Origin of the sequence: Brevundimonas sp., assembly GCF_035626975.1 — a bacterium.
Classification (GTDB): domain Bacteria; phylum Pseudomonadota; class Alphaproteobacteria; order Caulobacterales; family Caulobacteraceae; genus Brevundimonas.
Genome location: NZ_DASPMQ010000019.1, coordinates 1 through 12,151, shown reverse-complemented (window position 1 = coordinate 12,151; position 12,151 = coordinate 1). Strand labels below are relative to the sequence as shown.

The 12,151-nt window shown below is 70.4% G+C and carries 16 protein-coding genes; 6 read left to right on the top strand and 10 right to left on the bottom strand.

What is annotated here, in order from left to right:
* Positions 1-92 precede the first annotated feature (92 nt).
* On the bottom strand, positions 93-542 hold the full coding sequence (locus tag VEB62_RS05285) for a YbgC/FadM family acyl-CoA thioesterase (protein ID WP_324796373.1): 450 nt from the start codon (positions 540-542) through the stop codon (positions 93-95).
* The gene (locus VEB62_RS05280; protein WP_324796371.1) at positions 539-919 is read right to left on the bottom strand and encodes a hypothetical protein; all 381 of its coding nucleotides are present in this window, start codon (positions 917-919) and stop codon (positions 539-541) included. The genes VEB62_RS05285 and VEB62_RS05280 overlap by 4 nt, the downstream gene beginning before the upstream one ends.
* Before the next feature lie 114 nt (positions 920-1,033).
* Here VEB62_RS05280 and VEB62_RS05275 point away from each other — a divergent pair, with 114 nt between their 5' ends.
* The gene (locus tag VEB62_RS05275) at positions 1,034-2,584 is read left to right on the top strand and encodes a serine hydrolase domain-containing protein (RefSeq protein ID WP_324796367.1); all 1,551 of its coding nucleotides are present in this window, start codon (positions 1,034-1,036) and stop codon (positions 2,582-2,584) included.
* On the opposite strand, the gene ruvB is transcribed toward VEB62_RS05275, so the two are convergent.
* From ruvB to VEB62_RS05250, 5 genes are all read right to left on the bottom strand, one after another.
* On the bottom strand, positions 2,585-3,619 hold the full coding sequence (ruvB, locus tag VEB62_RS05270; RefSeq protein ID WP_324796364.1) for a Holliday junction branch migration DNA helicase RuvB: 1,035 nt from the start codon (positions 3,617-3,619) through the stop codon (positions 2,585-2,587). It lies immediately after the preceding gene.
* Positions 3,620-3,772: 153 nt separating this feature from the next.
* The gene (gene ruvA / locus VEB62_RS05265; protein ID WP_324796361.1) at positions 3,773-4,387 is read right to left on the bottom strand and encodes a Holliday junction branch migration protein RuvA; all 615 of its coding nucleotides are present in this window, start codon (positions 4,385-4,387) and stop codon (positions 3,773-3,775) included.
* Positions 4,384-4,890, bottom strand: a complete 507-nt coding sequence (gene ruvC, locus VEB62_RS05260; protein WP_324796359.1) for a crossover junction endodeoxyribonuclease RuvC — start codon at positions 4,888-4,890, stop codon at positions 4,384-4,386. The genes ruvA and ruvC overlap by 4 nt, the downstream gene beginning before the upstream one ends.
* A 46-nt stretch (positions 4,891-4,936) precedes the next feature.
* Positions 4,937-5,641, bottom strand: coding sequence for an MgtC/SapB family protein (locus VEB62_RS05255; protein WP_324796356.1), 705 nt, complete (start codon positions 5,639-5,641; stop codon positions 4,937-4,939).
* 51 nt (positions 5,642-5,692) lie between these two features.
* Entirely contained in the window at positions 5,693-6,385 is a 693-nt protein-coding gene (locus tag VEB62_RS05250; protein WP_324796354.1) for an MgtC/SapB family protein, read from the bottom strand.
* A 72-nt stretch (positions 6,386-6,457) separates the two neighbouring features.
* Here VEB62_RS05250 and VEB62_RS05245 point away from each other — a divergent pair, with 72 nt between their 5' ends.
* Positions 6,458-7,873, top strand: a complete 1,416-nt coding sequence (locus tag VEB62_RS05245) for a M20/M25/M40 family metallo-hydrolase (protein ID WP_324796352.1) — start codon at positions 6,458-6,460, stop codon at positions 7,871-7,873.
* An 81-nt stretch (positions 7,874-7,954) separates the two neighbouring features.
* Positions 7,955-8,161, top strand: a complete 207-nt coding sequence (locus tag VEB62_RS05240) for a hypothetical protein (protein ID WP_324796349.1) — start codon at positions 7,955-7,957, stop codon at positions 8,159-8,161.
* A gap of 33 nt (positions 8,162-8,194) precedes the next feature.
* Here the strand turns inward: VEB62_RS05240 and VEB62_RS05235 are convergent, their stop codons facing one another.
* Together VEB62_RS05235 and VEB62_RS05230 are read right to left on the bottom strand one after the other, a co-directional pair.
* Positions 8,195-8,695, bottom strand: coding sequence for a TonB family protein (locus VEB62_RS05235; RefSeq protein ID WP_324796347.1), 501 nt, complete (start codon positions 8,693-8,695; stop codon positions 8,195-8,197).
* 69 nt (positions 8,696-8,764) lie between these two features.
* Complete coding sequence (locus tag VEB62_RS05230) at positions 8,765-9,538, bottom strand: YebC/PmpR family DNA-binding transcriptional regulator (protein ID WP_324796344.1); 774 nt, start codon at positions 9,536-9,538, stop codon at positions 8,765-8,767.
* A gap of 174 nt (positions 9,539-9,712) precedes the next feature.
* On the opposite strand from VEB62_RS05230, the gene VEB62_RS05225 reads away from it, so the two are divergent.
* Positions 9,713-9,910 carry a hypothetical protein gene (locus VEB62_RS05225; RefSeq protein WP_324796341.1) on the top strand — a complete coding sequence of 66 codons (198 nt, stop codon included), beginning with the start codon at positions 9,713-9,715 and terminating at the stop codon, positions 9,908-9,910.
* Positions 9,911-9,916: 6 nt separating this feature from the next.
* On the opposite strand, the gene VEB62_RS05220 is transcribed toward VEB62_RS05225, so the two are convergent.
* Positions 9,917-10,354, bottom strand: coding sequence for an acyl-CoA thioesterase (locus VEB62_RS05220; RefSeq protein ID WP_324796339.1), 438 nt, complete (start codon positions 10,352-10,354; stop codon positions 9,917-9,919).
* 143 nt (positions 10,355-10,497) lie between these two features.
* Between VEB62_RS05220 and VEB62_RS05215 the strand changes: the two genes are divergently transcribed.
* Together VEB62_RS05215 and VEB62_RS05210 are read left to right on the top strand one after the other, a co-directional pair.
* A complete protein-coding gene (locus VEB62_RS05215; RefSeq protein WP_324796336.1) occupies positions 10,498-11,625 on the top strand; it encodes a zinc-dependent alcohol dehydrogenase family protein in 1,128 nt (375 codons plus the stop codon).
* An 89-nt stretch (positions 11,626-11,714) separates the two neighbouring features.
* Positions 11,715-12,151 (top strand): DUF1993 domain-containing protein (locus tag VEB62_RS05210; RefSeq protein ID WP_324796333.1); only part of this gene is annotated, 437 nt, incomplete at its 3' end.

Below are 12,151 nucleotides of genomic sequence, written 5' to 3'. Positions count from 1 at the left end.
GACGGGCGTGGCGGATGTGTGGCGATTCAGGCGGGTCTAGCGGGGTGCGGCGGGTTCGTCACCCGACTGCATCTGACAGGTGTGTGAATGGTCTAGCTTGAAGGCGCCAGCCAGGGCTGGACCTTCCCCACCAGAAGCTTCGTCGGGCGGCGCGCGCGGCCGTCCAGGTGGATGCAGACCACCTCGACCTCGGCCCGGCAGAGATCGTCGCCGCCGCGCGCGATGACCTGGGAGATCAGCAGCCGGGGCCCCTTGATGGCGCGATAGCAGGTGCGGACCAGCAGTTCGTCGTCGATCCGGGCCGGCTTGAGGAAGTCGAGCGTCATCTTCGAGATCACGAAGGCCATGGGCTCGTCGCCCTCCAGCAGCTCGGCGTGGCCGACACCCATCAGCCTGAGGGCGTCGGACCGGCCGCGCTCGAAATAGCGGACATAGGTTCCATGATAGACCAGACCGGTGAAGTCCGTGTCCTCGTAGTAGACGCGGACGGGCAGGCGATGCTCGCGACCCTCGAAACGGCCGGCGTTGGGACGGTCGGTCATGGCCGCGCTCCGCTCGCGCCGGGCGCGCGGGTCAGGAAGCCGGGGCAGACGTCGCGCAGCATCTCGTCGAACTCGGCCTTCAAGGGATCGGTCTCCAGCAGGATGCGGTTGGGCCGCGAGATGAACACGACCAGCTGGTCGTCGGTCGAGACATAGCCGCACACCGCCCGCCGGCGGCCTGTCTCCGTATAGCGGACCACGGCGTCGGGCCCGATGTGCTCGCCGAGCTGGGCCCGGGCCCGATCCTCGGCCGACGGCTCGCCGCCGCCGAGGCCGCCGCTTCGGGTGAAGAGCCACAGCAGCAGCACGCCCAGGGTCAGCACCGCGGCGCCCAGCACGGCGATCAACCGCTCGACCCTGATCTTGCGTGGCGCCATGCCGTCTCCGTTCACGGCCAAGCATGACGGGGTTCGCATTCAAGGTGAAGCCCGCCGGCGGATTGGCCGGCGTCCGGCGGAATGCTAGGGCTGGACCACAACTGGGAGGGGATCATGCGACGCAGCGCTCTGACCTTGGCGGTTCTGGTCCTGGGGATGGGGGCCGCGGTCCCCGTTCAGGCGCAGACGCCGCCCGCCCCCGCCGCCGCCGTCGCGGCGCCGGCGAGCCTCGAGGAGGCGATCCCCGTCATCGACGCGGCTTTCGACCATTGGCAGGCGAACGCCCGCGCGCCGGGGCTGGTGTACGGCATCGTCCGGAACGGCGAGATCATCCATCTGCGGGCGACGGGGGTGCGGGCCGTCGACGGCGCCGCCGTGACCCCCGACACCCTGTTCCGCATCGCCTCCATGTCCAAGGCCTTCACCGCCCTGGCCATCCTGAAGCTGCGCGACGAAGGCAAACTGTCGCTCGACGCCCTGGCCGAGACCTATGTGCCGGAGCTGGCGGCCTGGACCTATCCCACCGCCGACTCCCCGCGCATCCGGGTCCGCGACCTGCTCAATCATACCGCCGGGTTCGTCACGGACGACCCGTGGGGCGACCGCCAGCAGGTGCTGACCGAGGCCGAGTTCACGCAGATGCTCCGGGACGGCGTGCCCTTCACCCGCGCGCCGCAGACGGCGTTCGAATATTCCAACTTCGGTTACGCCCTGCTGGGCCGGATCGTCACCAACGTCTCGGGCCGGCCCTACAACGACTATATCGAGGCCGAGATCATGCGGCCGCTGGGCATGACCTCGAGCGGCTATGACGTCTTCGCGGCCCCGCAGGAGCGCCGCGCCCTCGGCTATCGCTGGGAGAACGACGCCTGGCTGCGCGAACCGGACATGCGGCACGGCGCGTTCGGATCGATGGGCGGGGTGCAGACCAGCGCCGAGGATTACGCCCGCTGGATCGCCTTCCTGCTGTCGGCCTGGCCGGCGCGGGACGAGCCCGAGACCGGCCCGGTCCGCCGCTCCACGGTGCGCGAAATGGCCCAGGGCTCGAACTTCGTTTCGCCGCGCGGCCGGACCGGCCCCGACGGCCAGCCCTGCGCCGGGGCCGGGGCCTATGGCATGGGCCTGCAGGCGATCGTCGACTGCGAGCTCGGCGTCTATCTGGCCCATGGGGGCGGTTATCCGGGCTACGGCTCCTTCATGATCCTGATGCCCGAGCGGGGGACGGGCCTGTTCGCCTTCGCCAACCGGACCTACGCCGGGCCGTCCGGCCCGCTGATGGATGCGGCCACGACCCTGGTCCGGTCTGGAGAGGCCCCGGTGCGATCGGCCGCGACCAGCGCCGTACTGGCGGAACGCTACGCCGACGTCGGGCGGATCTGGGCCGCCGGGGATGTGACGGCGGCCGGCGACCGGCTGGCCATGAATTTCCTGATGGACCGTTCAGCGGACTCGTGGCGCGCCGTGCTGACGCAGTTGAAGACCGACGCCGGCGCCTGTGTGACCGATGCGCCGGTCACGCCGACGGGCGCGCTGTCCGGAAGCTTCCGCTGGACCTGCGACAAGGGCCAGATCGACGGCCGTGTGCTGCTGGCCCCGACCAATCCCGCCACGATCCAGGCCGTGAATTTCCGGCTGAGCCCGACGCCGGCGCCGGCGCCGCAGTAGCTATTCGAACAGGCCGCCCTGCCCGGCCGTCGCGGGCCGGGGCGGTTCGGTCAGGCCGAGGTGGCTGTAGGCCCTTGCACAGGCCATCCGGCCGCGCGACGTGCGCTGGATGAAGCCCTGCTGCAGCAGATAGGGCTCGATGACGTCCTCGACGGCGTCGCGGGCCTCGGCGATGGCGGCCGCGAGGGTGTCCATGCCGACGGGACCGCCGCCGTAGTTCTCGATCAGCGCCTTGAGGAAGCGGCGGTCGTTGGCGTCGAGGCCGGCCTCGTCGATCTCGAGCCGGCTGAGGGCGCGGGCCGCCGCCAGCCGGTCGATCGAGGTCGCGCCGTCGGCGGAGGCGAAGTCGCGCACCCGGCGCAGCAGCCGGCCGGCGACGCGGGGGGTGCCGCGGGAGCGGGAGGCGATCTCGCGGGCGCCGTCCTCGGCGATCGGGGCGCCCATCTTGCGGGCCGCGCCCATGATCACCTTCACCAGCTCGTCCGGGGTGTAGAATTCCAGCCGCAGGGGGATGCCGAAACGGTCGCGCAAGGGCGTGGCCAGCAGGCCGGCGCGGGTGGTGGCGCCGACGAGGGTGAAGGGGGCCAGATCGATGCGCACCGAGCGCGCCGAGGGGCCCTCGCCGATGATCAGGTCGAGGACGTGGTCCTCCATGGCCGGATAGAGGATCTCCTCGACCGTCGGGGCGAGGCGGTGGATCTCGTCGATGAACAACACGTCGCGCGGTTCGAGATTGGTCAGGATGGCGGCGAGGTCGCCGGCCTTGGCGAGGATCGGGCCGGAGGTGGCGCGGAAGCCGACGCCGAGCTCGCGGGCGACGATCTGGGCCAGGGTGGTCTTGCCGAGGCCGGGCGGGCCGAACAGCAGAACGTGGTCGAGCGACTCGCCGCGCCCGCGCGCCGCCTCGATGAAGACCTTGAGATTGCCCTTGGCCTGCTCCTGGCCGACGAATTCGGACAGGGTCTGCGGACGCAGGGCGCGGTCGTAGGTTTCGCCGGGGGCGGGCGATGCATCCACCAGCCTGTCCTCAGTCATGCCCATACCCGCTCATCCCGGCGAAAGCCGGGACCCCGTTCTGTCCAGCATGACACCCCTGCTTCCGGGCGACCGGCCGACCGGCGATCACGAATGCTACATCACCCAAAGCACTGGGTCCCGGCTTTCGCCGGGATGAGCGGAGAGAGAAAATCACCGCCCCAGCTCCTGCAGGGCCGCGCGGATCACCGCCGACAGTTCGGCGTCGTCGCCGAGGCGGATCAGGGCCTGGTCGACGGCGCGGCGGGCGTTGACCTCGGCCACGCCGAGGCCGAGCAGGGCCGAAACGGCCTCGCCGGTGACGCTGGGCGCCGGCGCGGGCGCCGCATGCACGCCCCCCGCGGACGGGGTGAAGCTGACCTCGCCGAGCGGCTTGCCCTTGAGTTCGGTGACGATGCGCAGGGCCAGCTTGGGGCCGACGCCGTTGGCGCGGGCCACGGCCGCCTTGTCCTCGCGCGCAACGGCCGCCGCGAGATCGCCCGGAGGCAGCACGTCCAGCACGGACAGGGCCGCCTTGGGGCCGACGCCCTGGATGCCGGTCAGGGTGGTGAAGGCGCGGCGCTCGTCGCGGGTCAGGAAGCCGTAGAGGCGCGGCCCGCTCTCGGCGTTCCAGTTCGATTCGATATGCAAGGTCGCCTCGTCGCCGGGGGCAGGCAGACGCTGCAGCGTGCGCGCCCCGCAGGCCACGACATAGCCGACGCCGGCGCAGTCGATCAGGCAGTGGTCCGCCTCGACCTCGGCCAGCACGCCTCTGAGCCGCCCGATCATGCCGCCCCCGCCAGCAGGGCGCGCTTTCTCAGCTGCGCATGGGTGATGGCCACCGCCAGGGCGTCGGCGGCGTCGGCCTTCACGTCGCCGGCCGACGGCAGCAGCCGCTTCACCATGAAGGCGATCTGGGTCTTGTCGGCGTGGCCGGCCCCGACCACCGCCTTCTTGATCAGGTTGGGCGAGTATTCCGCCACGCTGAGCCCATGCCGGGCCGGGGCCAGCATCACCGCCGCGCGGGCGTGGCCCAGCTTCAGCGTCGAGGCCGGGTTCATGTTGACGAAGACCTCCTCGATCGCGGCTTCATCACAGTCGTAGTCCGCGCAGACCGCGCCCACCGCCTCGAGCAGGTGCAGCAGCCGTTCGCTGAACGGCGCGCTTTCCGGCGGGGCCACGACGCCGTGGGCGATCCAGCGCAGGCGCGAGCCCTCGGCCGCCACCACGCCCCATCCGGTGCGCCGCAGGCCGGGGTCCAGACCGAGAATCCGAGTCGCTTCGTTCGTCATTCGTTCCAGTCATGCCCCAAAGAGGGTTAGCGGACAATGACCGGCTTTATTCGTCGCGCGGAAGCACCGAGAATCCGGCCAGGCCCTCCTGACCGCACAGCTGGGAGACGAGGGCGTCGACATCGACCGGCATCGGGCCCTTCACCTTCATATGGTGCTCGTGGATCAGGCAGTCGGGGCTCATGACGTGGCCGATCCGCACTGCCTTCAGCCCCCGCGCCCGCAGCAGCTCGCGCAACGCCGGCTCGCCGGGCGCGGCGCCCTGTTTCCAGCGCAGCGTCACGTCCATGACGCCGACGTGGGGCAGTTTGGCGTCGAGCAGACGCAGCACGGCCAGCACCGCCAGGGTCGCTCCGGAGCCGATCAGGGCCAGCTGCAGCATGCCGACGCCGTAGAGCACGCCGATGGCCGAGGTGACCCACAGCGACGCCGCCGTGGTCAGGCCGTGCACCGAGAAGCCCTCGCGGAAGATCACTCCGGCGCAGAGGAAGCCGATGCCGGTCAGCAGGCCGTGCGACATCCGGGTGGGATCGATCACCACCGTCTGGTCGGGCAGGGCGATGAAGTCCCAGGTCGCCTGGTGCATGGCCGCCAGCATCAGCAGACAGCTGGTCAGGCACACCAGGATATGGGTCCGGAACCCGGCCGGATGCCCGTGATAGGTGCGCTCGACCCCGATCAGCCCGCCGGCCGTCATGGCCGCGACCACTGGCCAGACCAGATCCCAGTCCATCAGGAATTCACTCCGCAAGCTGACGAATCTTCAGCCTAGGCTCGTCTGCCCGATGCGATCAAGCGGTCGTCAGTCGTCGCGCGGGTCGAGGCGATAGCCGGTGATCCCCTCGATGGTCCTCAGCCTGGCCGCGAGGGTCTTCAGCGCCGCGTCGTCCTCGATCTGGAGGCGGAAGCTCCGGCGCACGCGTTCGCCGCCGTCGATCAGTTCGAACAGGTCGGCGCGCCGCCCCGGGTCAAGGTCCGTCACCGCGGCCTCCACCGCCGCCTCGGCGTCGGCCGCGTCGCGCCGCCAGACGATCTCCGCGTCGATCACCGCCTTCTGGGGCAGGCGCCGGCTGACCAGCCGCAGGATCAGCAGGACCATGACGGTCAGCACGGTTCCGGTGAACGCCAGCCCGAACAGACCGACTCCGAGCAGCAGGCCGATCGCGGCGGTGATCCACAGCGACGCCGCCGTGGTCAGGCCGTGGATCGAGAAGCCGGCCCGGAAGATCACGCCGGCGCAGAGGAAGCCGATGCCGGTCAGCACGCCATGGGCCATCCGCGTCGGATCGCTGACGATCTGCGTCCCGAGCAGGGCGTCGAACCGCCACGCCCCTTGCGACACCGCGGCCTCCATCAGCAGGGCCGAGGCGAGGCAGACGAGGATGTGGGTGCGGAAGCCGGCCGCGCGGCCGCGCCACTCGCGTTCGAAACCGATCAGTCCGCCGGCCAGAACGGCGGCCAGCAGCGACGGGGCGAAGTCGGGCAGGTCGCTCATGTCCATGTCCGGCAACGGGCGCGACAGCCGCGCTGTTCCAAGGTAGCGTTCCGGAACGGAGGGACGCCCACGATGAAATCACGACTGCTGGTCGCCGGAGTCGCGGCCGCCCTTGGCCTCTCAGCCCCGGCCGTCTCGGCCCAGGCGGCCCGGCCGGACCAGCTCGCCTTCCGCGCCCTGTATGAAGAACTGGTCGAGACCAACACCACCCTGTCGGAAGGCAGCTGCACCCTCGCCTCGGAACGGATGGCCGCCCGCCTGGTCGCCGCCGGCTATCCGGCCGCCGACGTCCGCGTGCTGGTCCCGGCGGATCGCCCGAAGGACGGCAACCTGTCGGCGGTGCTGCGCGGCTCCGACGCGGCCGCCGAACCGGTCCTGCTGCTGGCCCATATCGACGTGGTCGAGGCGAAGGCGGAGGACTGGGTCCGCGATCCCTTCACCCTCGTCGAGGAGGACGGCTATTTCTACGCCCGGGGCGCCCAGGACGACAAAGCCCAGGCCGCCATCTGGGTCGATACGCTGATCCGGCTCAAGGCCGAGGGCTTCATGCCGCGTCGCGACATCAAGATCGCCCTGACCTGCGGGGAGGAGACGTCCGACGTCCACAACGGCGTCGAATGGCTGCTCGAGACCCATCCGGACGCCCTCAGCGCCGGCTTCGCCCTGAACGAAGGCGCGCGCGGACGGCTCGACGCCGGGGGGAACCGTATCGCGCTGGATATCCAGGCGGGCGAGAAAATCTACCAGGACTTCGCGCTTGAGATCACCAATCCGGGCGGCCACTCCTCGCGGCCCGTGCCCGACAACGCCATCGACCGGCTGGCCAACGCGCTGGTCCGGCTCGGGGACCACGTCTTCCAATGGGAGATCAATCCGACGGTCGCGGCCTATTTCCAGGCGATGGAGGCCGTAACGCCGGCCCATGCCCGCAACATGGGCGACCTGAGGGCGCGGGGCCGGCCGGACGCGGCGGTGGAGCGGCTGTCGGCGGCGGACCCGGCCTGGAACGCCATCCTGCACACCACCTGCGTCGCCACCATGGTCGACGCCGGCCATGCGCCCAACGCCCTGCCCCAGCGCGCCCGGGCCAACGTCAACTGCCGCATCCTGCCGGGCCACGACGCGGCCGAGGTCAAGGCCGAGCTGGAACGGGTCATCGCCGATCCGGGCGTTGCGGTCAGCCTGGTCGGCGAGCCCGATCCGGTGTCGCCGCCCCCGCCCCTGACGCCCGCCATCCTCGATCCGATAACGGACATCGCCGGGCGCATGTGGCCGGGCGTGCCGGTGATCCCCTCGATGAGCCCCGGGGCCACCGACGGCCGATTCACCAACGCCGCCGGCATTCCGACCTACGGCGTCACCGGCCTGTTCGCCGACCCGGACGGGGGCGGCGTCCACGGCCTCAATGAGCGCATCCGCGTCCGGTCGCTCTACGAGGGCCGGGACTTCCTGTTCGATCTGGTCAAGGCGTACGCGACCGGGCAATGAGGGTTAACGCCGAAACCGGACGGTTGCGCGATGGTTACCCGCCGGTTGACGATACGCCGTCGTCGTAACGGAGGGCTTGGCATGGCCCTGTTTTCGGAACGCCGCCTTGACGCCGGGGCCTATGAGAAGGTCCGCGCCGAGGTGCTGCGCGCCGCGGTGGAACTGTCCGAGGACCAGCTCATCGACCTCACCGACGCCCTGCACGGGATGATGCGGCTGCGCCGCCCGGGCCGTCCGGTCCGCAACCCCGACGGCTGGGTCGACGACGAGCTGCGCAGCTTCGGCTGACCCGCCCGGGCGGGGGCCGGCCCCGGTGAAGCTTCAGGGTTCCGGCGCCATCTGGAAACGCACGCTGAAGGCGATCGTGCTGTCTGTCTCCAAACCATCGATACTGTAGGGCCGGACCCGGGCCCGGCGCGTCGAAGCCAGCGCGGCCTCGGCGAAGCCGGCTCCGGACGGGCTCTCATGCAGGATCTCGCAGGCTCCCAGCGCTCCGGACGCCAGGGCCTCGCAGCGCAGCTGAACGACGCCTTGCTCGATGCCGCGACCTTGAGCGAGAGCCGGGTAGAAGGGCGCGGGAGGACGGACCCAGGCGGGCCGCGCGACCCCGTCAGTGTCCGGGCCGCCGGTCGGGACAGGCGCCGCAGCGGGCGGGCGGTCGGTGGGTGACGGCTCCGGGGCGGGGGCGGGGGCGACCGGAATCAGCAGTTCGACATCGACTGAATCGTCCTCGAAGGTGATCTCGCGAAGCTCGAACGACGCGTTGGACAGATACCAGGCTATGGCGCCGGCCAGGCCGATGAGGGACGCGATAACCAGCACCCAGACCGTGACATCGACCCAGCGTCCGCGCGGTCCGTTTCCGGGTGTGTCTGGCCCGCCGGTCGTCATCTAGCCCGCGTATTTCGCCAGGTCTTCGTCCGAGATGTCCTCATTCGAATAGACGTTCTGCACGTCGTCCTCGGCGTCGAGCGCATCGAGCAGCTTCATCAGCGTGCCGACCGCCTCGCCGGTGACCGGGACCTCGGACTGCGGCTTCCACACCAGGGCCGTCGATTTCGGGTCGCCCAGCACCTTCGACATGGCCTCGGCGACCTCGTTGAGGTCCTCGAACTTCGTCCAGATGGTGTGGCCCGGCGCGTCCTCGTAGATATCCGGCTTGACCAGATCGCTCTCGACGTCCTGGGCGCCCGCCTCGATAGCGGCCTCCATGACCTGGTCCTCGGTGCCGGCTTCGGCCGGATATCTGATTTGCCCGACCCGGTCCCACATGAAGGCGACCGAGTTCATCTCGCCCAGCGCCCCGCCGTTCTTGGAGAAGGCGGCGCGGATGTTGGAGCCGGCCCGATTGCGGTTGTCGGTGAGGGCCTCGACGATGATGCCGACCCCGCCGGGACCCCGGCCCTCGTAGCGGATTTCCTCCATCGTATCCGCGTCGCCGGAGGAGGCCTTGTTGATGGCCCGCTGGATGACGTCCTTGGGCAGGCTCTCGGCCTTGGCGTTGTTCACCGCCAGACGCAGGCGCGGGTTCATGGCCGGGTCGGGCATGCCCGACTTGGCCGCCACGGTGATGTCCCGCGACAGCTTGGAGAACAGCTTGGACCGCTGCGCGTCGGCGCGGCCCTTGCGATGCATGATGTTCTTGAACTTGGAATGGCCGGCCATGAATCTCTCTTGAGTGCGCTAACGCTCGCGACGCGGTCGCTCGCTGCTTGAGCGCGACCATTGTCTGTCGCCGCGCGTCTAGCCGATGGCCGGGCGCGTGTCACGAGACGCCGTTGTGGCTGGAACCCCGCTTCCGTCCGGGCATTCCGCCAGCGTCGCCACAGGGAGCTCGACATGACCGCCGACGTGATCAAGGACCCTGACTACTTTTCCGATGAGGAACTGGAGGAGGCCGACATCGTCGAATGGTACGAGGCCCGTCCGGTCACCGTGCCGGCCGCCGTCGCCACCGGCGCCATCATCGGCGCTTTCGCCCTGGGCGTGCTGACCGCCGTGGGCGCGCTGGCGCTGATGGGGCGGCTGGACGACTAGACGGCGCTAGGCCTTCAGGCTCTCGAGGAACCCGCGCATCCGGTCGTCCACCGGCACGGGCCGCTTGGTCTCGCGGTCGACGTAGACGTGGACGAAATGGCCGACGGCGGCGGCCTCCTCCTCGTTATTGCGGAACAGGCCGATCTCGTAGCGGACCGAGGACGTGCCGACGTGGGCGACGCGGACGCCGGCCTGGATCTCGTCGGGGAAGGCGGTCGGCGTGAAGTAGCGGCAGCCGGTCTCGGCCACGAGACCGATGACCTTGCCCTGATGGATGTCGAGCAGGCCGTTGACCACCAGCAGCCGGTTCACCGCCGTGTCGAACCACGAATAGTAGACCACGTTGTTGACGTGGCCGTAGACGTCGTTGTCCATCCAGCGCGTGGAGATGGCCTGGAAGCGGCGGTAGTCGCTGCGTTTGGTCCGCTCGATGGTTCCGGTCATGAGGTCTCCCCTTTTTTGGGCGCTATCGCTCGGCGCGCGGCGCCTCGCTGCTTGAGCGCGTTTCGTGCGGGCTTCGGTCGAGTCCGCTTGGGCTTGAGCCTTGGGCTTGGCGGACGCGGCGTCAAGCGCCTAGCCTCCGTTCCATGCAGACCACCGCCGCCGTTCTCCGCAGCATGGGCGCCGCCCGTCCTTACGCCGACAGCCGGCCGCTGGGCCTCGAGACGGTGACGCTCGATCCGCCCGGGCCGGGGGAGGTGCGGGTGGCGATCCGGGCGGCGGGGCTGTGCCATTCGGACCTCAGCGTCATCAACGGCGACCGGCCGCGGCCGATGCCGATGGCGCTGGGTCACGAGGCGGCGGGCGTGGTCGAGGCGCTGGGCGCCGGCGTCGACGATCTGGCGGTCGGCGACCATGTGGTCATGGTCTTCATGCCAAGCTGCGGGCACTGCGATCCGTGCGCCGGAGGGCGGCCGGCGCTATGCGAGCCGGGGGCGGCGGCCAACGGCAAGGGCGAGCTGCTGGGCGGCGGGCGGCGGCTGCATGACGGTCACGGCGAGCTCAATCATCATCTCGGCTGTTCGGCCTTCGCGAGCCATGCGGTGGTGTCGCGGCGATCGCTGGTGAAGGTCAACGCCGACCTGCCGTTCGAGCAGGCGGCGCTGTTCGGCTGCGCGGTGCTGACCGGCGTGGGGGCGGTGGTCAATACGGCCGGCGTCCGGGCGGGGCAGTCGGTGGCGGTCGTGGGCCTCGGCGGGGTCGGGCTGTCGTCGGTGCTGGGGGCGCTGGCCAGCGGGGCGTCGCCGGTCATCGCGGTGGACCTGAGCGAGGAGAAGCTGGCGTTGGCGCGGAGCCTCGGTTCGGTGCGGACGGTCAATGCGGCGGATGCGGACGCGGTGGAGCAGGTCAGGGCCCTGACCGGCGGCGGGGCGGACTTCGTGTTCGAGATGGCCGGCAGCGTGCGGGCGCTGGAGGCGGCGTGGCGGATGACCCGGCGGGGCGGGACCACGGTCACCGCCGGCCTGCCCCCGCCCGAGGCCGCGCTGGCGGTCAATGTGGTCCAGCTGGTGGCCGAGGAGCGGACCCTGAAGGGCAGCTACATCGGGACCTGCGTGCCCTCCCGCGACATCCCCCGCTTCGTGGCCCTGTTCCGCGAGGGGCGGCTGCCGGTGGACCGGCTGCTGAGCGGGACCATCCCGCTGGAGCGGATCAACGAGGCCTTCGACGCCCTCGCCGACGGGACGGCGGTCCGGACGGTGGTGATGTTCCCCTGACCCGACCGTGACCCGACGGGGCGGGATTGCGTCGGCCGCCCCCTCCGAGCTAGACCGTTCTCAATAAAAACCCATCGGGACAAAACGCCATGGCCACCGAACTGTACGACCTGACGGTCCCCGTCTTCACCCGCAGCCTCAAGGCCCTGTCGGCCATGCTGGACAAGGCCGCCGCCCACGCCGCGGAGACCGGCGCCGGCCCGGAGGCCCTGCTGGCCCGCCGGCTGATCGACGACATGCACCCGCTGGTCAAACAGGTGCAGATCGCCTGCGACGGGGCCAAGCTGTGCGCCGCCCGCCTGTCCGGCGTCGAGGCCCCGGTCAACGAGGACACGGAGACCACGATCGCCGAGCTGCAGGCCCGCATCGCCTCGACCCTGGCCTTCATCGGCTCGGTGCCGCGCGACGCCGTCGACGGTCAGGAGGACAAGGAGGTCGTCCTCAAATTCCCCGGCGGCGAATGGCCGTTCAAGGGTCAGGGCTATGTCATCGGTTTCGCCCTGCCCAATTTCTTCTTCCACGTCAC